This window comes from Acidiphilium multivorum AIU301 (assembly GCF_000202835.1).
GTDB classification, from domain to species: domain Bacteria; phylum Pseudomonadota; class Alphaproteobacteria; order Acetobacterales; family Acetobacteraceae; genus Acidiphilium; species Acidiphilium multivorum.
This window is the reverse complement of sequence record NC_015186.1, coordinates 494,971-514,891: the sequence shown is the minus strand read 5'-3', so window position 1 is coordinate 514,891 and position 19,921 is coordinate 494,971. Positions and strand designations below refer to the sequence as shown.

Annotated in this window: 15 protein-coding genes; 11 read left to right on the top strand and 4 right to left on the bottom strand. The window is 60.3% G+C overall.

Annotated elements, in window-relative coordinates; genetic code table 11:
- The first annotated feature begins 239 nt into the window (after positions 1-239).
- The 11 genes from ACMV_RS02220 to brxL all read left to right on the top strand — a co-directional run bounded on the left by ACMV_RS02220 (position 240) and on the right by brxL (position 17,376).
- Positions 240-1,511 (top strand): tyrosine-type recombinase/integrase, encoded by a 1,272-nt coding sequence (locus ACMV_RS02220; RefSeq protein ID WP_013639416.1) that lies wholly within the window; start codon positions 240-242, stop codon positions 1,509-1,511.
- 486 nt (positions 1,512-1,997) lie between these two features.
- Positions 1,998-2,192 (top strand): methylation-associated defense system helix-turn-helix domain-containing protein MAD1, encoded by a 195-nt coding sequence (gene mads1, locus ACMV_RS02210; protein ID WP_013639415.1) that lies wholly within the window; start codon positions 1,998-2,000, stop codon positions 2,190-2,192.
- Between the two features lie 93 nt (positions 2,193-2,285).
- Entirely contained in the window at positions 2,286-2,852 is a 567-nt protein-coding gene (locus ACMV_RS02205; protein ID WP_041664626.1) for a BrxE family protein, read from the top strand.
- A complete protein-coding gene (locus tag ACMV_RS02200) occupies positions 2,849-3,634 on the top strand; it encodes a BrxA family protein (RefSeq protein ID WP_013639413.1) in 786 nt (261 codons plus the stop codon). Before ACMV_RS02205 ends, ACMV_RS02200 begins: the two co-directional genes overlap by 4 nt.
- Positions 3,631-4,206: a BREX protein BrxB domain-containing protein gene (locus ACMV_RS02195; RefSeq protein ID WP_041664625.1), complete on the top strand. Its 576-nt coding sequence runs from the start codon at positions 3,631-3,633 to the stop codon at positions 4,204-4,206. Before ACMV_RS02200 ends, ACMV_RS02195 begins: the two co-directional genes overlap by 4 nt.
- 13 nt (positions 4,207-4,219) lie before the next feature.
- Positions 4,220-7,762 (top strand): BREX system P-loop protein BrxC, encoded by a 3,543-nt coding sequence (gene brxC, locus ACMV_RS02190; RefSeq protein ID WP_013639411.1) that lies wholly within the window; start codon positions 4,220-4,222, stop codon positions 7,760-7,762.
- Positions 7,763-7,774: 12 nt separating this feature from the next.
- Positions 7,775-9,697 (top strand): Eco57I restriction-modification methylase domain-containing protein, encoded by a 1,923-nt coding sequence (locus tag ACMV_RS02185; protein ID WP_013639410.1) that lies wholly within the window; start codon positions 7,775-7,777, stop codon positions 9,695-9,697.
- The gene (locus ACMV_RS02180) at positions 9,694-11,709 is read left to right on the top strand and encodes a BREX-1 system adenine-specific DNA-methyltransferase PglX (protein ID WP_013639409.1); all 2,016 of its coding nucleotides are present in this window, start codon (positions 9,694-9,696) and stop codon (positions 11,707-11,709) included. Before ACMV_RS02185 ends, ACMV_RS02180 begins: the two co-directional genes overlap by 4 nt.
- Entirely contained in the window at positions 11,706-12,779 is a 1,074-nt protein-coding gene (locus ACMV_RS19345) for a GTP pyrophosphokinase (protein WP_013639408.1), read from the top strand. Before ACMV_RS02180 ends, ACMV_RS19345 begins: the two co-directional genes overlap by 4 nt.
- Positions 12,779-15,331: a PglZ domain-containing protein gene (locus ACMV_RS02170; protein WP_013639407.1), complete on the top strand. Its 2,553-nt coding sequence runs from the start codon at positions 12,779-12,781 to the stop codon at positions 15,329-15,331. The genes ACMV_RS19345 and ACMV_RS02170 overlap by 1 nt, the downstream gene beginning before the upstream one ends.
- A gap of 2 nt (positions 15,332-15,333) precedes the next feature.
- Complete coding sequence (brxL, locus tag ACMV_RS02165) at positions 15,334-17,376, top strand: protease Lon-related BREX system protein BrxL (RefSeq protein ID WP_013639406.1); 2,043 nt, start codon at positions 15,334-15,336, stop codon at positions 17,374-17,376.
- A gap of 108 nt (positions 17,377-17,484) precedes the next feature.
- On the opposite strand, the gene ACMV_RS02160 is transcribed toward brxL, so the two are convergent.
- From ACMV_RS02160 to ACMV_RS02145, 4 genes are all read right to left on the bottom strand, one after another.
- Positions 17,485-18,006: a GNAT family N-acetyltransferase gene (locus ACMV_RS02160; RefSeq protein ID WP_013639405.1), complete on the bottom strand. Its 522-nt coding sequence runs from the start codon at positions 18,004-18,006 to the stop codon at positions 17,485-17,487.
- Positions 18,006-18,302 (bottom strand): type II toxin-antitoxin system TacA family antitoxin, encoded by a 297-nt coding sequence (locus tag ACMV_RS02155; protein WP_041665207.1) that lies wholly within the window; start codon positions 18,300-18,302, stop codon positions 18,006-18,008. The genes ACMV_RS02160 and ACMV_RS02155 overlap by 1 nt, the downstream gene beginning before the upstream one ends.
- A gap of 89 nt (positions 18,303-18,391) precedes the next feature.
- Positions 18,392-18,709 carry a DUF2274 domain-containing protein gene (locus tag ACMV_RS19580; RefSeq protein ID WP_013639403.1) on the bottom strand — a complete coding sequence of 106 codons (318 nt, stop codon included), beginning with the start codon at positions 18,707-18,709 and terminating at the stop codon, positions 18,392-18,394.
- An 11-nt stretch (positions 18,710-18,720) separates the two neighbouring features.
- Positions 18,721-19,890: a TrbI/VirB10 family protein gene (locus ACMV_RS02145; RefSeq protein ID WP_231844467.1), complete on the bottom strand. Its 1,170-nt coding sequence runs from the start codon at positions 19,888-19,890 to the stop codon at positions 18,721-18,723.
- Positions 19,891-19,921: the final 31 nt, after the last annotated feature.

Sequence of the window (19,921 nt, the reverse complement as noted above, 5' to 3'; positions counted from 1 at the left end):
AAGGGATTCGAACCCTCGACCCCAACCTTGGCAAGGTCGCCGAGACGCTTTCGACGCCGTAGCCGGGCCTACGATGGAGCACGATAATATGCTGTTTTATAGTGATTTCTGATACCGCACACACCGCGGATCACACCCTCCTATACGCCCCGACTTGCTTCCAACTGCTTCCATATTGGGTCCGGAGCCGCTATAATGCCCTCATTGGAAGCAGAATTCCGGTAACCTATTGGTCTGCCATGGAAAAGCTCACGAAGCGCGCGGTGGATGCGTTAAAACCTTCGAAGGTTGGGATCGAAGGTTCGGAACGGTTCCTGTGGGACGGAGAGCTCAAGGGCTTCGGTGTCCGAGCCAGTCCAGGTGGCCGCAAGAGCTTCATCGTCCAGTACCGAACCCCGGAGGGAAAGCACCGGCGCACGGTCATCGGGCACTACGGGCTGATGACCGTCGAGCAGGCCCGGGTCATCGCCCGTGAGAAGCTGGTCGCGGTCTCCAAGGGAGTCGACCCAGCGGCGCCGGTCGAGCCCGACGGCAGCACCACGACGGTGGGCCAGATCTGCGACTGGTATCTCCTGGAAGCCAACGCAGGGCGCATTCTCGGCCGGCGCCGGCGGCCGATAAGGGCGTCCACCCTGACGATGGACAAGAGTCGCATCGAAACACATATCCGGCCGCTTTTGGGTGACCGACGGGTTTCGAGCCTGAAGCTTGGGGATATCGAGGCGATGCAGGCCGACATTGCCGCCGGCAAGACGGCGAAGGGTCGAGCAGGGCCACGCGGCGGCACGCCGATCGGTGGCGAGGGAGTCGCGGCCCGCACGGTCTCGTCTTTGCACTCGATCTTTGAGCACGCTGTGCGTTGGGGAAAAATCGAGAGCAACCCGGCACGGGGCGTGCGAAAGCTGGCCAGTGCCCCGCGAGAGCGACGCTTGAGCAGCGTCGAGATAGCGCGCCTGGGTGAAGCCATGCGGACCCTTGCCGCCGAGGGCGAGCACCCAACGGGGCTTGCCGCGATCCGGCTCCTACTGCTCACGGGATTCCGGCGCATGGAGTGCCTTGCCCTCCAGCGCGCCTGGGTGGATGCGGAACAGCGGGCCATTCGGCTTCCAGAAACCAAGACCGGCCCGCAGATGCGCGTCGTGGGTCAAGCCGCCATCGATCTCATTCTCGCGCAGCCGGTCACTGACGGCTCGCCATATGTGTTCCCGGCAGACTGGGGAAACGGGCATTTCATCGGCGTCGTGCGGGTGCTCGAAAGGGTGTGTGGCGCCGCACGACTGACCGATGTGACGCCCCACACGCTGCGTCATACCTTCGCCAGCGTGGCTGGAGATCTCGGTTTCTCGGAACTGACGATCGCCGCCCTGCTCGGGCACGCAGCCCGAGGCGTGACGCAGCGATACGTGCATATAGACGAAGCTCTGCGTGTGGCTGCCGACAGGGTGTCCGCCAAGGTCGTGGCCCTTCTTGACGGCCGCGATCGCGATGCAGGATCGTCGACGCGCCGTTGACATGCCCGAGCCCCGGGAAGCCGCGGCCAGGTCGCTACTGAACCTGGACCTGATCGGCCAATCCAAGTTCCTGTAGAATTTGCCTCAGATCCGCCATAAGCACTGCCGCGACATCCGCCGATACGGCCGCCGAAAAATCTAGGCCAATCTTCAACTCGGCTCCCGCCCGAAGCTTCGGAAGGATCTTTGTCCCAAGGCGATTCCATAGCTCCGGCGGCAGAACGCCGATCACCCTGACAATTTGGACCGCTGCGGTTGGCGCCGGCATCGGCGCAGCTCTCTCACCCCCATTATCGGGCGGAGTGACGATCGCCGGTGGCCTCGGCCCCGGGACCGACGGGACCGCGTCTGCCGGCCCTGACAGACTCTTGGTTCCTGCGACTCTGCGGCGACCTGGACGCACCCGAAAATCCAGCGGATAGGGCTTGGCAACTCGTACTAAATTCTGGCAAATTCTGCTATCCTTTGCGACGAGAGGGCCGGTTTATGCCGGACGAAATTCTAACGCTGCCGGAGGTGGCCCAATTGCTCAAGGTCGCCGAGAAGACCGTCTACACGATGGCCCAGAAGAGCCAGCTGCCCGCCTTCAAGGTCGGCGGCCAGTGGCGGTTTCAGCGTGTAGACATCGACAGGTGGATTGAGCAGCAAAAAGCAAGCAGCCGGGACGAGGGAAGGACCTGAGATGTCGATCCATTGCTTCGCCGGCGCGCCCCTCTCCCCGATTCGCAGATCCGGCTTGCGCTTCTTTGCATATCTCTGCGGGGAGGTGATCGAATGACAACCGCAGGGATAGACTTTGATAGGCTGTTGAAGCTGCGTCTGGTCGCCGGCCGGGTGGGCGAGATGGATCTGGCGAAATGGTGGAATACAAGGGGCCAGCTTAGCCGACTTGGAACCGCAGCTGTCCGACGCGGATTCCCGCGGACCCACTACTTCGCACAGGCGCGGTCTGTCTTTGCGGTGGCGGCTTTTCGATGCCGTGAAGTTTTCGATCCACCGCATGGCGTAACGCTCTGGCAACTTCCCGAGGCAATCGAAGAAGAGTTTGACGTTCATTGGGAGCATTGCCTCGATCGTGCCGATCAATGGAACCCCTTTTTCCTCCAAATCGAGGCATTGAAGGAGCCAGATCTGAAGGCGGCACTCGAATCGTTCAGTTTGATCTCTGACGCTGGGGCCGACCTTTTTCCACGTATGCGGCGGTCGTCGGAAGGGCGGGCAGTCCCGTTGCCGGGGGGCTTTACCGGCACGAATCTGGACATGGAACTTCTTGCGCTCGGCTTCGCACGCGGTGAGCCAGGCTCACTCGCGGTTCCCTACGCGCGCCTGGATAACCCATGACGCCGGCCGCGAGATCCCACGTCGTCTCGTCGTTCACACTCATCAAGGGAGCGATGATTGCCGAAACCTATGCCGTCTTTGCTGCATGGGACTTTGGTGCATCCAAGAAAGCGAACCTTGATCGACTCAGAAGTGATAATTTCATTGGAGCGGGCTCAACCACTTGGCTTCGCGATGTTGCGAAAGTGCTGAATCGGCGATTTGATCCAGTTAACCGCGATCGCGCCCTGGTGCTTCTGGCGAAGAACGGGTGCCCTATCGACGAGTGGAAGCCAATACTTCTGTGGCACGTCACACGCGATGAGTTTTTATTGCGGGATTTTTTGATCAACTGGCTCTTCCCAACTTTTGTGTCGGGCACCTACCGCGTTCGGACTGAGGACGTCTACGAGCATCTCCGCAGCGTTGGACGCCGTGGCGGGATCATTGAGCACGCCTGGAGTGACACGACTCTCAATCGCGTCTCTGCCGCGCTCCTTAAGATGGCGGTCGATTTCGGCTTGCTTCGCGGGAGCTCGACCAAAGAATTTGCCAGTTACCATCTCCCCGAACGGAGCTTCCTTTACATTCTGTACGCTCTTCGTGAAGAGACACGTAATCCTCGAAAGGTTCTTGAAACTGCGGAATGGCGGATGTTTCTGATGCTGCCCTCAGATGTAGAGCGTGAATTACTTCGTCTTCATCAGTATCAGAAGGTGGACTATCAGATCGCCGGCAGCCTCGTTCAACTCAGCTTGCCGTGCGCCAATGCCTGCGAGTATGCGAAAAGGATGGTGGCATGAGCGATCTGATGCAGCGCATCAAGTCCAGCCTCGAACCGATTCTGGAATTGGCGGACCCTCGTGAGCGGCTCAGCGCGTACCATGACATGCCGTATGCGCTTTTCCGATATGACCCTGAGGAAGAATTCGAGCTGCGCAAACAAATCAGCTTGCTTGAGACCCGGCTCACTCAAAAAGGAAAGCGCGTCAGTCACATATCGTTGGCCCGATGCTTGGACGCGGCAATGCGGTCACAACGGCCACTCGAGGATTGGTTTTCTGCAGAACGCGATCAAGGCACCGACACGATTGTAGAGACCGTGCATTCAGTCCTCTCTGAATATGCGCCACTGGTGGACCTCGTCGCCGCGCAGATGCCCCACGATCCCGACCCGCTCAGTGACATTGTCTTCATTCAGCGCACTGGCGCTTTGTTCCCCGTCTACCGGACATTCTCATTGTTGGAACAGCTGAAAGGGCGGGTCACGGTGCCGACGATTTTGTTTTATCCGGGCGATCTCGACGGCGCTGCCGGGCTCCGCTTCATGGGCGTGCTGGCAGCTGAGCACAACTATCGCCCAAAGATCTTTTGACGGGAAATCAGCGATGGCCAATGAACCGATCAAAAGCCTTTTTGCGAACGACATTCATCGTCGTATCGAAGAAGTCATCAAGGTCGATCAGACCAGCGATGATATTCTGCGCGACGAGATCAATGAGTACGTAGTCACTGACGCGATCAGGTCCCACTACACGAGTATTTTTGACGCCTATAGCGAGACGCCGAACAAACCGCACGAAGGCATTGCCATTTGGGTTTCGGGCTTTTTTGGTTCTGGTAAATCCAGCTTTGCGAAGATGCTCGGGTTGTCGATCGAGAACCGCCCAGTGGCCGGAATTCCGGCGGGCGATCGGTTCGGGCAGAGGACGGGAGACAACAAACTTCAGGTTCTTCTGAAGGCAATAAACGAAAAGATACCCACGCATGCCGTGATTTTCGATGTCTCAACGGATAGAGGAATCAGAAGCGGCAATCAGTCTCTGACTGAGATCATGTACGGTCTTTTTCTCCAGAGCCTTGGTTATGCGAAGGACCTCGATCTTTCGGAATTGGAGATCGCCCTGGAGGAAAAGGGGCAACTCGAAGGTTTCGAGGCCGAGTACGAGCGTTTATTCAAGAAGGAATGGTCCGTCGAGAAAGGCAAAGTCGCATTCGCCCTCAGCGAGGCCAGCCGGGTTCTGCATAGCTTTGATCCAGAAACTTATCCCATGGCAGATTCATGGGTGAAGGCCGTAAAGAACAAGGCTGATATCTCGCCCGGGAAGCTGGCGGAACGCGCAAATGAATTGATGAAGCGTCGGCGGCCTGGTCAGGCGCTTATGTTCGTCGTGGACGAAGTCGGCCAGTTTGTCGCTCGAGATGTCCAGAAGATGCTGGACCTCCAGGCTGTCGTTCAGAGTCTCGGCGTCAAGGGGCGCGGCAAGCACTGGATTGTCGTCACCTCGCAGGAAAAGCTTGGCGAGCTCGTCAGCGGGCTCGATGACAAAAAGATCGAGCTTGCCCGGCTCATGGACCGTTTTCCGCTCCAGGTCCATTTGGAGCCGTCCGACATTTCAGAGGTTACAAGCCGACGTGTCCTCTCCAAAAACGCACCCGCGCAAAAAGCCCTGGGCGAGCTTTTCGATCAGCACCGTGGGCGGTTCACTGAGCACACGCGTCTGACCGCAGACATTAAGCTGCCCGAACTTACCCGCGACAGCTTCATCGATCTCTATCCGCTGCTGCCTTATCAGATCGATCTTATTATCCAGGTGGTGTCAGGGCTGCGCACGCAAGGCGGTGCTAGCAAGCACGTCGGCGGGGCGAACCGGACGATCATCAAGCTGGCGCAGCAGCTCCTAATCAATCCGGCCGTCAATCTCGCGGACCAGCCGATTGGCTCCGTCGCAAGGCTCGACCAGGTTTACGACCTCGTCGAGGGCAATATCGGTTCCGAGGTTCGCGCGAAGATTTCCGCTATCTCCAAGGAGCTAGACCATCCGCTCGCGCAGCCAGTCGCGAAGGTGATCTGCCTCCTGCAATACGTGAAGAGTGTCCACCGTACAGCCGAAAATATATCGGCCGCCCTCCATCCCGGAGTTGGTGGAGACTCCCAGCTCGCCGCGGTGAAAGATGCACTCCGCCAGCTCGAAGCGGCGAACAAAGTTCGCCTCGGCGATGACGGATACCGTATCCCGACACCCGCGGAGGACGACTGGGAGCGCATTCGTAACGGTATAAATCCGAAGCCCGGTGACGCGCATCGCATCTATTCCGAGGTGTTGGCCGGATTCTGGCAGCCGCAACCAACCCACACCCTATTCGACACGAAGACCTTCAAGGCCGGCCTCGCGATCCACGGACGTGAGATTGTCGATGGCGACATGATGTTTCATGTCCATCTCGCTGAGGATGGGGCAGCGTTTCAGGCACTCGCCGCGGAGCTTCGTGCCCGTAGTCAACAGGAGCGTAAGAGCGTCTTCTGGGCGGTCGCCCTCAATGACGCGATCGATCGTGAGACGGTTGAGCTATTTCGTTCCAAGGAGATGTTGGCGCGGAAGGAGCGCGAAGCGAAGACCGCAGACGAAACTGCGCTCATTGGCGAAGAGAAGATTCGGCAAAGGCGACACCAGGATGAGCTGCGTCGGCTCGTAAGAGCTGCCTGCCTCGCTGGCAGCGTCAGCTTCCGCGGTAACGATCGCAGCCCGGGCGATCGGGCAGTCGACATGGGCAAGAGCGCCGCCGAAATTCTGAGCGACGTGCTGCCAGAGGTGTTCGATCGATTCAGGGAAGCTGCCGCGAAGCCTGCCGATGTCAAGAAGGGCCTCGATGCCCTGTTCACCGCAGAGAACCTTCAGGGCCTCCCGTCCGTGTTCGGAAGCCTTGGCCTTTTACGCGACGAAAAGGGCAAGACGGTCTTCCGGGTTGAAAGCGGCGCACTGGCCGAGGTGCTTTCACGTATCGAGGAACGCGCCAACTACGGCGATACCGCGAGTGGTCGCTATCTCGCCGATGAGCTGGCGAAGGAGCCGTTCGGCTGGGACTTCGAAGTCGTCCGCTTGCTGGTGCTCTCGCTGCTGAGAGCAGGAAAAATCCAAGCCACCAGCAAAGGTCAGACGATCGACTCCGCGACGGGGATCGAAGCCCGCGATACTTTTTCAAACAACAACTTCTTCCGCCAAGCGTCGTTCAGGCCGAAGAAGGGCATCGAATTCGAGGAGCTGGTGAAGGCGTCCGAGGCCTTCCGTGACACGTTCGGTAGCGAGGTCAAAGAGCTCAACGCCGGCGCGATCGTCTCGGAACTCCGCAAGGAGATCGCCCGCCATGAAGACCCGGTCTCGTCCGCGCATGCCCAGCTGATCGCCTACCGGCTTCCGGGGGCTGCAGTCCTCGACGGCGCCATTGGACAAATGAAGGCTGTCCTGCGCGGATCCGAGGACAATGCGATCGCGACTTTCAATGCGTCGCATCGCGCCATTAAGGACGCCATCAAGCGCGCTACCGAGCTTGAGCAGGCCCTTTCAGAACCAAAGCTGCGCGATCTCGATCGGGCACGAGAAGCCCTTCGATCGGCCTGGCCGTTCCTCAGCGGCGAAGCGGATGTAGCTGACGACCTGCGTGCCGATGCCACCGAGCTTGAGGATCTCCTGGCGCGGGAGACTTTCTACCGCGAGCTGCCGCTTATCGAGCAGCACGCGTCGGCTATCGATGCCGAGTACGCACGTCGTTTCGACGAAGCGTTGGACGCTCGCATTGACGCCTACACGCATGCGCTTGAACGGCTGGCGCAGACTCCCGGCTGGGATGGCATCGATCAGGACCAGCAGGAGAAGCTTGCGGCTCCGTTGCTGCGAGGGAAAACGCGGGATCAGGTGCGCGTACCAATTCCTCAGCTCCGCTCGGAACTGGACGCCTGTGAGGCTCGGCTTCAGGACGCGATCGCAGAACTCCACCGCATTGTCGACGGCGATCGCGTCGCGACCGTGCGGTTGGGTGGATACTTCTCCGGTGGGGTCGAAACCGAAGAACAGCTCGATGCCGCTCTCGCCGGCATTCGGGAGGAGTGTTCGCGCCTGATCGGCACCGGCAAGAAGGTGATCGTCCAGTGATCGGCGCGCACCATGGATAAGGCGACGCGAAACGCTATCGAGCGGGCGACCCAGCAGGCGCGGAAGCTGTTGGACGAGGATTTTTCGTCACAGCTCGAAGGCACGTTCGACGTGTTGCGCAGCGGCGTGATCGCTCCAGCCGGTGGCGCGCATTTAACGGCCCGCCAGAAGTTTCAGCGGGACAAAATCGTCGCGACGATCGAACACAAGCGGGCCGCTGGGGCCACCGCCGTTGAGGCGGTCACCGACTATGTAAGGGATTCTGCGTTCACGACGCTGAACCGGTTCGTCGCGCTCAAAATGCTCGAAGCACGCCAGCTTGTGCAGGAGTGCATTTCCAAAGGCGACCAATCTTCTGGATTCAAGGAGTTCTGCGGTATGGCGCCGGGCGTAGCGCTGCTACCCGACGCCGCCGGTTATCGCCTTTATGTTGAAAGCCTGTTCGACGAGTTCTCGACTGAGATCAAGGTCCTGTTCGACCGGCGGGATGCCGCCTCTGTCCTGTGGCCCAAGCGGCAGACGTTCGAAGCATTGCTAGCCCTCCTAAATGCGCCTGACCTGTCGGGAGTTTGGGATGAGGATGAGACGATCGGGTGGGTCTACCAGTTTTTCAATAGCGGCGAAGAGCGCAAGAAAATGCGCGACGAGAGCCAGGCTCCGCGTAACAGCCGCGAGCTGGCCGTCCGCAACCAGTTTTTTACGCCTCGCTACGTCGTCCAGTTCCTTGTCGACAACACGCTCGGCCGCCTCTGGCTGGAGATGCACGGCGTGCAATCTCGATTGACCGACCTCTGCGAATATCTCGTGCGCTCCGCCGATGACACGGTCCAGGTACGTCCGAAGAAGGATCCGCGGGACCTCCGGATTTTGGACCCTGCCTGTGGCTCAGGGCATTTCCTCCTCTACAGCTTCGACCTCTTGCTCGCGATATACGAAGAAGCCTGGTCCACGGAGGGGCCAGCTCCCGCAAGTGATGCGACTGGCCGATCCTTGCGCAATGATTACGCTGATCTGGCCGATCTTCGACGATCTGCTCCGAAGCTAATCGTCGAACACAACCTTCATGGCGTCGATATCGACCCCCGCTGCGCGCAGATCGCGGCTTTGGCGCTATGGCTGCGGGCACAACGCGCGTGGAGGGACTTTGGCGTACCCGCGTCTGATCGGCCTCGAATCCAGCGCACGCACATCGTAGTGGCAGAATCGATGCCCGGAGACGCTGCGCTTGTTGACGAATTCGCAGCCCGTCTTGACCCCCCGCTGCTACGCGACCTCTTCAAAAAAATGGTGGGCGAGAGTCGATTGGCGGGGGAGCTGGGCACCCTCCTTCGAGTTGAAGCCGCCATCGCCGCGGAGCTTCGACGCGCTCGCGAACAATTCGTCAAGCAGCGCCAAACCACGGGATTTCTGCCGGGCATGGAGCCTGTGGTTAAGCAGGGTTCTTTGGATCTCTCAGGCATCGACGATGACCGCTTCTTTCATGAGGCCGAGATCCGAATTGTCGAAGCACTCCGTGCGTTCGCTGAGTCGGCAACTGGTCGCGCCAGTGTGCGGCGCAGGCTTTTTGCAGACGACGCAGCCCAGGGGGTCGCTCTCATCGATTTGACGCGAACGCGGTTCGACGTGGTCTTGATGAACCCTCCCTTCGGCGCATGCAGCGTCGCGGCGAAAACGGAATTCGACAAATCATACCCCCGCACAAAGAACGATGTGTACGCAGCTTTTGTAGAACGAGGTATCGAACTCCTTCACCCTCGTGGACGGCTCGGGGCAATCACCTCACGAACAGGATTTTTTCTTTCGAGCTTCCAGAAATGGCGAGAAGAAGTCCTGTTGCCAAAAGCGCCACCACGCATCGTAGCTGATTTAGGCATCGGCATACTAGACGGCGCGATGGTCGAAACTGCCGCTTATTGCTTGGAGGCAGTGGCATGACACTATTCATCCGAGCTGTCGCCGCCGAGGACAAAGCGGCCGCGATAAAGCGGGCGATATCGGGCGATTCCGCTGATAGGTTCGCACCTGACCTTGATCAATTCAAGCAGCTACCCGGTACGCCTTTCGCTTACTGGGTCGGTGCTGGTGTGCGTGCAGCTTTCCAGCGCTTTCAAACGGTTGAGGGCAATGGGAGGGCTGTTCGGCAAGGCCTGGCAACTGCCGATGACTTTCGTTTTGTAAGAACGCATTGGGAGATTGACCCTCGGGACCGCGGCAAGAAGTGGTTTCCTTTCGCCAAAGGTGGACGACTTTCGCCGTTTTATGCTGGCATCCATTTGGTCGTGAATTGGGCCGATGGCGGGGCAGAGATCAAGAACAATCTCAATGAGAAGGGTAATGTCAGATCTAATGTTTGGATGCTCCGCGATACAGCTGCAAACTATTTTTTCAAAGGCGGGCTAACCTGGCCTCTTAGAGCGAGTAAGTTCGCGCCGCAGCCATTACCCGCTGGATGCATTTTTTCGGTGAGAGGGTATTCTGTCTTTCTTGAAGAAATGCTGTTATTGCCTTCTCTTGCCATTTTTAATAGCAAGCCGTTTGACTACATATTCAAAGCTCTGCTTGGTCGGTTTGGATATCCAGAGTTCATTGTCGGCGTTCTGCAAAAGTTGCCTTGGGCCGAGCCATCTGTCGAGCAAGCCAATGACTTGGCGGCTCTTGCGAGGAGTGCTTGGAGCCTTGCGCGAACCGCTGACACGGCGGTGGAAACATCTCTGGCGTTCACACTCCCCGCGCCTCTCAATGCTGCGGACAGCGTTGCCGCCGTGACGAGCAAGCTCGCCGGATTGCAATCGAAGATCGATGCGATTTCATTCGAATTGTTTAACCTGGATGAGAGCGACAGGACTGAGATCGAAGGTGCGGCCGTCTTCGCTTCAGCCGAAATCAATGAAGATAACGATGAAAGCGAAGACGACAATTCAGAAGTCGCTGCTGCTGAGAATGCACAGTTTTACGTTCTATCCTGGTCCGTCGGAGTCGCATTCGGGCGCTTCGATATCCGGCTTGCGACTGGAGAGCGCTCAATTCCGCCTGAGCCGGAGCCATTTGACGCATTGCCGGACCGTAGCCCGGGGATACTTCCGAGTGGCGCCGCTCCGTTTATGCCGTGCAGCGGCATATTTGTCGATGACCCCGGGCACGCGGACGACCTAATTTCGCGAATTATCGCTGTCTATGAACGCGTAGGCCAGCCGTGGCCCGAACCAGCTGCCCTGCGGCGCAGCTTCGCTCGGGAATTCTTCCCGGGTCATATCAAAATGTACACTAAAAGCCGCCGAAAGGCGCCGATATACTGGCAACTAGCGACTCCGACAGGAAGTTATTCGGTCTGGCTCTATCTTCATACCCTAAACAAGGACACGCTTTTTCGGGCTCAGACGGACTATATTGCGCCGAAGCTCGCGCACGAGCAGCGCCAACTCGATCAGCTGCGGGCCGACTCCGGACCAAACCCGAGCGCCTCACAGCGAAAAGCAATCGAAGCCCAAGAAGCTTTCATTGGTGAATTGCAAGCTCTCCTCGGCGAGGTGAAGCGTGTGGCTCCCCTTTGGAATCCGACGCTCGACGACGGTGTGGTGATCATAATGGCGCCGCTCTGGCGGCTCGTGCCCCAGAACAAGCCGTGGCAGAAGGAACTTAAGGCGAAATGGGACGAACTCGCCGCAGGAAAGTACGACTGGGCGCATGTCGCCATGCATCTGTGGCCTGAGCGTGTGGTCCCCAAATGCGCCACTGACCGAAGCCTCGCCATCGCGCACGGCCTTGAAGAGGTCTTCTGGAAAGAGGGAGATAATGGAGATTGGGTCTCGCAATCGTCGCCGATGCGCTCGATCGAGGAGCTCGTACACGAACGCACATCGGCTGCGGTCAAGGCCGCGCTGAAGGAGCTGTCTGAAGCTTCGGCACCGAATGGCGCGAAGACCCGAGCACGGAGGTCATCATCATGACGATCTCCGAGGACACCATCAAGAACGCGGTCCTTCGCTACCATCGCGAGTACGACCGATACCTGAAGCTTTCCGCGCGCGTCGCAGAGATATGCAGGTTCGAGATCGTTGAGGGCAATGCGATCCGCGCCCAGGTCACCTTTCGCGCGAAAAGCCCCAAGAGTCTTGAGGGGAAGCTTCGGCGCTTTGCCGCTTCGGGCAAGAGAGATCTGCCGACGGTACAATCGGTCTTCGACGCGGTGCGCGATCTCGCTGCGGTGAGAATTGCGACCTACGAACAGCGGCATGAGGACCAGGTCGTACAGTTGGTTTGCAACCGGTTCGTCGATCTGAAGGGCGCGAAGCCCCAGAGCGAGCGGAAGGATAAGAACGCGGCGGACAACAACAATTTCTATAGAGCAACGCATATCGAAGCGTTTTTGCCGGAGGCCGATGTGATCGGCACCTACGCCAACGTCTCGGACGTCCCTTGCGAGATTCAGGTCTGCAGCATGATGGCCCATGTGTGGAATGAGATCGAACACGATCTCGGCTATAAGCCTCTGACCGGCTCCCTATCTGAACAGGAGCGCAGCCTGCTGGTGTCGCTTGGGTTTGCCGTTCGGCAGGGCGACATCACGATCGGAAATCTTTTCGCCGAGACGGAGCGACGGCAACGCGAGCACGGCGGCGTTTTCACGGACGTGTACGACTTCGTCGCGCGGGTCCGCGGTTGGTTCCCGGATATCGACTTCGGGCGAAACGCCGGCCCCCTGTACGAAGCACTGCAACCTGTTCGCCTCGTCTCGCCGGAAAGCATCAGGAAGCTGATTGCTGCTTCCGAGCCTATGACAGCGACCGCGCAGAGCGCGCTCGATGAATTCTCGGCGAAGCTGGCGGCCAAAGGCGATGCGCGGTTCGCTTTGGACCGTAACTCCTCGGACCTTCTCCTCGTCCTGCTCCTGCCCAAGGTCGCAGCCTACATCGTGTCGTCATCCGGCGAAGCCGTTTCCGATGGTGTTGCGCGCCTGCGCTGGTTTGCTGCCCGCTTTCAGGAGCTCTCCAAGGTGGAAAGCGGAGGTCTCAGCTGATGCACCCCTTGAATGAGTATATTTCGAAGCAGCTCGCTGAGAAGCTGAAAGCGAGGAAGGTGGTCGTCTGGTACGATCCGCGCCGCGAATTTGCGCCCTTTATAGGGGAACTGCGGGGCGGCGCTCGGACAAGCGACGAAGCCGTCCCCGTCGCCGTTGGCGGACTGGCTGCGCGTCTTGCGGAGTTCGATGGCTCAATGTTTGAGCTGCGCGCGGTCGTGGAACCGTTCGTCTGCGATGACGCGCCGAGCGAGTGGGTCATCATCTACCTGCCCGGCTGCGAGCGTGATCGGCACGGATCAGTGCTGATGGAGCTCGAGAAGGCCGGTGAATGCTACGAGCCGCAGCTTAAGCGGCTGGCGCGCAATGTTCTTCGTCAACGGTACACGGACGGGGTCATCGACGAGATGTTGGCGCCCGAACGTGTCTCATACGAAGATCTCGCACGGGCATCCTCTGACACATCATCGACAGAGCCGCCATCGGTTCTGAAATCCATCTTCCACGGCGCTTCGGGCAATGACGGTATCATTGCCCCCTGGCTTGCGAGCGACGGGCGCGATGCTGAAATCGAGTCGAAAGAAGCCACGCGCGAACTTGTAAAGCTCATACGTTCGAAGCTCGGTCTTGAGCTTCCGGACGACGCACCTCTGTCGAGGCTTCGATCCATCACCCTTCGGTATGTTCTGGCCGGAGAATTCCGCGGCGATTTGAGCGGCGCGCTTCCGTTGGCGCTTGATAGCATACCGGCGCCACGGACCAGGGATGAGGAAGGCGCGGTCCGGGAACTCGCGCACCTGCTTCGCACCAAGTTTTCGGAGGCCTATCCCGGCATGGCCGACCGCGTGGAGGCCGAACTTGGGCTGAACGCGGCCGCCATTTCCGCAGGAACCCTCGGATCGATCGATACCTTCCGCTTCGAGGAACGAGCGTTGCTCGCGCACTGCGGCGACCTCGTCGCACAGAAGAAGTTTGATCAGGCCCTCGAACTGATCACCGGCCGCGAGCAAAGTTTCTGGCTCGATCGAGATGTCGGTCGAAAGGCGCAGTGGGAGGCCTGCCGTCGCATGGCCGAGCTGGGAGCCCTCGGCGTGGCCGTTCGGGCGGCGGTCGGCAAGGCCTCAGTCGACGCCAACGGCTGGATCGACGCCTACGTAGCCAAGGACGGTTGGTTCCGATTGGATCAGGCTCAACGGCGGCTTGAAGCATGGGTCGCCAACCTTGACGACGAGCCCGAAGAGCGCCCGCTGGGGATCGTGCGCGGCGTCTATGAGGACGCTTGCCGCGCCATGGCCGACGGCTTCACGCGAGCGCTCGTGGCGGCCAACTGGGCCGTCTCGAGTTGCTTGCACCAGACTAGGATTTTTAGTGAAGTCGTTTCTGAGCAGCCGAAGCCCGTCGCCTATTTCTTCGTCGATGCCATGCGCTTCGAGATGGGCGTCGAACTCTCAGAGCGACTCCCAAAGTCGGTAGAAGTCAGCGTGCGCGCAGCCGTCTGCGCCCTCCCGAGCATTACCCCGATTGGGATGGCGGCCCTTCAGCCGGGGGCATCTTCAAGCTTCAGTGTGGTCGAGCAGGGTGGAGCACTGGGGGCTCGGATCGATGACGCGTTCCTTCCTGACCTAACCGCACGGAAGAAATTTGCCGCCTCGCGGATCCCCAAAGTGGCGGACATCGCGCTCGACGAATTGCTGAGTTTGCAACCGTCTAGACTTGCTAAGAAGGTCGAGGGTTCTCAGGTCATCATTGTCAGGTCGCAGGAAATCGACCACGCGGGCGAGCGCGGGTTCACTTTCCAGGCTCGGCAGGTGATGGACACCGTCATCGATAATCTCGCCCGGGCCATCCGAAAGCTCGCGGCAGCTGGTGTCGAGCACTGCGTATTGACCGCAGATCACGGCCACCTCTTTTTTCCATCTGACCGCGATGAATCGATGCGAATCGAGTCGCCGGGAGGCGACGAAGTCGACCTTCACCGGCGCTGCTGGATTGGGCGCGGTGGCACAACACCGTCTGGTTGCGTGCGCGTGACGGCCTCCGCGCTTGGTTACGACTCCGATCTCGACTTTGTATTTCCCTTGGGAAGTGGGGTCTTCAAGGCCGGGGGTGACCTGGCATTCCACCACGGCGGCCCATCATTGCAGGAAATGGTCATCCCAGTTGTAACGGTCCGCATGAAGACGAGCGCGCCGGGGCGTTCGTCCTCGGGACCAGTAGCGGCCATCGGCCTGCCCGAGGCAGTCACCAACCGCATCTTCAGCGTGGTGATCCAACTCGACGGCAAAAATCTCTCCCTGTTTTCAACCGAACTGGTGGTCCGCCCCCTTCTTATGTCCGCCGGAAAGCAAGTGGGCGGCGTCGGAATGGCCATCGACGGCGAGTTCGATCGCTCGACAGGCTGCGTGAAATTGGAGGCCGGGAAGCAGGTCACGGTGGCGTTCTTGCTGAGCGACGAGAGCGTGCCGTCGCTCCGCGTCGTCATCCAAGACCCGACAACTGACGCGGAGCTGTATCGCTCACCCACCGACATCCCGGTCCGTCTCGGAGTTTAAGCATGAGCAATGGTACACTGCCGGCCCGCGACGCACTCGACAACAAAGCGAACCAGCTGTTCGCCGGAAAAGTTGTCCGGAAGGATCTCGTTCGCAAGGTCAAGGTAGGGGCCAATGTGCCCGTCTTCGTGCTGGAATTTCTACTTGGAAAATATTGCGCCTCGTCCGATGAGGTCGCAATTCAGATGGGGCTGCAGGTCGTCAACGACACGCTCGCAAACAACTATATTCGACCAGACGAGTCTGCGAAGGCGCAGAGCAAGGTCAAAGAGAGTGGAAAATATTCTTTCATCGACAAGGTCAAAGTGCGGCTGGTCGATTCCGACTACTGGGCAGAAGGTGTAAATTTTAATAACAAATTCCTTCATATACCTAGCCAATACGTGCGTGATTATGAGCGCCTGCTTATGGGTGGCGTGTGGGCGCAAGTCGACATGCGGTTCGAAACCGACGAGGAGTCGAAGGGCAAAAATCCGTTTTGGATCGACAAGCTAGTCCCCATTCAAATCGCGACGTTCGACCTCGACGAATACCGCAATGTCAGAAAACAGTTTACCACCGACGAGTGGTTAGATCTGATCGTACGGAGCATGGGGTACGAGCCTGGGGAGATGTCTAGGCGGCTCAAGCTGCTCTTCTTGGTTCGACTCATCCCTTTGACGGAGCGGAACTACAACCTTGTTGAGCTTGGCCCTCGCGGGACCGGCAAGAGCTACGTGGTCCAGGAGGTTTCGCCGTATACAGCGCTTCTGACGGGAGGGACGACAGTCGCCAATCTGTTCGGCCATATGTCGGGGCGTCAAAAAGGCATGGTCCAGATCTGGGATGTCGTGGGCTTCGACGAGGTCGCAGACCTCCAGAAGATGCCTAAGGAAGTCATCACGACGATGAAGACGTACTGCGAGTCTGGCACCTTCCAACGTGGGCAGGAGGCCGTTGCAGGGGATGCCAGCATAGCTATGTTCGGCAACACCAATCAGCCGATCGACGTCATGGTCCAGACGGGCCATCTCTTCGCGCCGATGCCCGACACTATTCGTGACGACATGGCATTCATCGACCGGCTGCACTTTTATCTCCCTGGCTGGGAGATTCCGCAGATGCGGAACGAGCTGTTCACGGACCACTACGGCTTTGTTGTGGACTATCTCGCTGAGGCGCTGCGCGACATGCGCAAGCACAACTTCACTGAGATTATCGACCGGTTCTTTTCGATGGGCGCGCATCTGAACGCGCGCGATCGTAAAGCGGTCAGGAAGACCGCGTCTGGATTGGTGAAAATTTTATTTCCTCATGGCGACGTGACACAGGAGGAGCTCGCAGAAATTCTTGAGCTTGCTCTTGAAGGACGGAGACGCGTGAAGGAACAGCTCAAGAAGATGGGTTCCTTTGAATATTACCAAACGTCGTTCAGCTACACGCTCCAGGACACCGGCGAAGAGCGCTTTGTTGGTGTCCCCGAGCAGGGCGGACGCGATTTGATTTCCGCCGATCCTCTGTCTCCTGGAAGTGTCTATACGGCCGGCGTGACATCCGACGGAACCGTCGGCCTTTATCGGTTGGAGGTATCCGTTTCTAGCGGCACTGCAAAGCTACGGTTGGCTGGTGGCATTTCTGGTGCAATGAAGGAATCGGTGCAACGAGCCTTTAGCTATGTCCAGGCGAAGAAGGTCGAGCTTGGGATTACCCGGGATCTTGAGACTTCTGACCTCCACGTCGAGGTGATCGATTTATTGGGAAATCGCGTTGAGGCCGAGATCGGCGTCGCGTTCTTCGTGGCGGCCTATTCGGCACTTCGCAAAGTGCCAGTCAGTCCCGCGCTGCTCGTTCTTGGCGACATGAGCGTGCAAGGGAATATCAAGCCGTTGCGATCCCTGACCGAGCCCCTTCAGGTCGCGAAAGACAATGGGGCGAAGCGCTCACTCATTCCGATAGAGAACAAACGCAACTTTCTCGATGTGAGCGCTGACATTATGGAGCACGTCGACCCAATCTTCTATGGGGATCCGAAGACGGCAGCTATGAAGGTGCTGGGCAACGTATAACAAGGGGGGCGCCGAGGCGAGCTTTGCTGTGGCGTCCTCGAGCGACAATCGCTGGCCGGCTTATCCGTCGGCAGATCGCCGCAGGGTCCACCCCGGACGGCGTGTCTCCTATCGGGTTTCGACGGCGATCAGCGAGGCGGAGATGTCGGCGATGGACCGGAACAGCACCAGCGCGTCGTCCCTTGACGGCAGGAACCCGCGGCGGCGCCAGAACACAGCCGCCTCGTCATCGACGGCATTGACGACCAAAGCGCGCCCGCCGATCAGCGCGGCGCCGCTGACACTGCGGGCGAGGGCGTGGTTGAACAGCCCAGTGCCGATCCCCCGCCCGATCCACGCCTGATCGGTGGCAAGCTGGCCGAGCAGAATGCAGGGCACCGGGTTCGGGGGCTGGCCGGTGCGGATCGAGCGCGGCAGGGCGGCGGGGACGATGGCAGTCGGCGCCAGGCCGTAATAGCCGACGACACGGCCCGCCACGTGGACGACCATGACCACCGTGAACCCCTTCTGCTGATTGGCCAGCGCCCGGGTCTTCAGCCAATGATCGAGCGAGGGCTTGCCGCAGGAGAAGTGGGTTACGTCGTGGCCGGGCTTCAGCAGTTCGGGGGCGGAGAGCGGCGGCTCCGCCATCAGTGCTTCGCCGCGCCCTTCTCCCACGGCGCCTTGCGACGGAGGGAAGCCACCATCTCCGGAACGGGAGTGGCGGGGGCGGAGATGGCCTGGACGAACGCCTCGAAGCCCTCCGGGGTCATGCGGAGCAGCGTGCTTTCCATGAGGACCTCCTCGGCGGCCCGGACCGCCGCCTCCCGCACGAAGTCGGTCCGCGACCGGCCGCGCAGGTCCGCGGCGCGGTCGATGATGGCGAGGTCGCCTTCCGGGAGGCGCATCGAGAGCGGGTGGTCTTTGCGTTTGGTCGCGCCGGTCATGGTGGTCCCCTTCGCCATGGCGCGAATGTAGGAGATCGTAGCGCGTTTTGCAATACGCAACGCGCTGCTGCGCGCTCTCCCAGGCGCGGTCACTCCGACCCGGCGATGGTTGACTGATCTCCGTGGCGCTCCCGGTTGGACTGCGACGGTTCTGAATTTGGCGGCGGCTTATGCGGCACGGCCGCTGGTACCCGGCGCACCGGAGCCCGGAACGCCCGATCTGTGGTGATGAACCGCTCGACGATGATCGGCACCAGCTTCTCGATGGTCGGCGCCTCGGACAGGCCGTCCTGCGCCGCGATTGCGGCGGCGTAGTCGCGGATCAGAGCGTCCAGCGCCGCAGTGAAGGTGATGGTGCGCTTGACCGGCCGGTCGTCCGGCAGCGGGCCGATGCGGAGTTTCGCCATCCCCGTCCTCCTCACCCTCTCCCATAGGGCCGCAGCACGATGTCGCGGTTCACCATCACGTCGAGCGGGAAGCCAGGGCGCACGGTCAGGGTCGGCTGAACGCCGAGGTCGCGCGAGACGATCGACTGCCCGGCCTGGTTGGCGGCCTGGTCCGCGCTCTGGCCGAGCGCGATGATCACGTTGCCCGTCCCGGTGCCGCCGACCACGTTGTTGGTTGCGAGCGCGCTGGAGACCCCGAGCAGCGAGGACAGCGCGACGCCGCGCAGCAACCGCCAGAAATGGTAATCGACGCCGTCCTCGAGACCCGCATAGCCCTGGGTGTCGGCGCCGGGCAGGTTGTCGAGTACCACAGAACTGCCGTCGGGCATGATCAGCCGTGTCCAGATGAGCAGCACCCGTGACTGCCCGTAGGCGACGACACTGTCGTATTTGCCGATCAGCTTCGCGCCCTGGGGGACCAGCAGGGTGCGGCCGGAGACGCTGTCATAGACGTCCTGCGTCACCTGGGCGATCACCTGCCCCGGCAGGTCGGAGTTCAGGCCGGTGATCAGCGCCGCCGGTATCACGGTGCCGGCCATCAGCTCGTAGGGGCTGAGCGGGGCTTGCAGCCGGTCGGGCGAATAGATCGCGCGATCGACCGGACTGTTCAGGAACGCCTGCTTGGCGTCCTGCTGGTTCTGGTCGCCATGCGGCCCGGCGAGTGCGCCGTTACCGCTCGCAGGTCCGGGAGCGGGCTCGCCGGCTGGCAGGGCACCTGACGCGGTGCCGGCTGCACCGTTGGTGCCGCCGGTATTCGCCGCCACGGTGAAGAACACCCCCGCATCGGCGGCCTGGGCGCGCAGCCGTGCCGCGGCTTGGTCCGCACCATTTGGTGGCGCCGCGAAGGCGGTGGGCGCCCCTTGCCCCAACATCGGCCGGCCGAGATCGCCCGGCAGCGGTGGACCGAGCCGGGGCACCGCTCGCGGGGGCGCCGGCAGCGGCTTGGGCTTGGTCAGGCTGGCATAGCCGTTCTGCAGGCCGCCAATCACATCGGGCGAGGGCCGGACATCCGTGTTGTAGAGCTCCTTGCCGGTGGTGATCCGGAAGCTGTGCAGCGCGAACGCCCACCAGACCGCCCCCACCACGCAGACCGCTACGCCGCCAGCTGCAACAATCAGCACCCGACGCGAGAGGCGCGTCACTGCACGCGGCCGCGCCCGCAGCGCAAAGTCG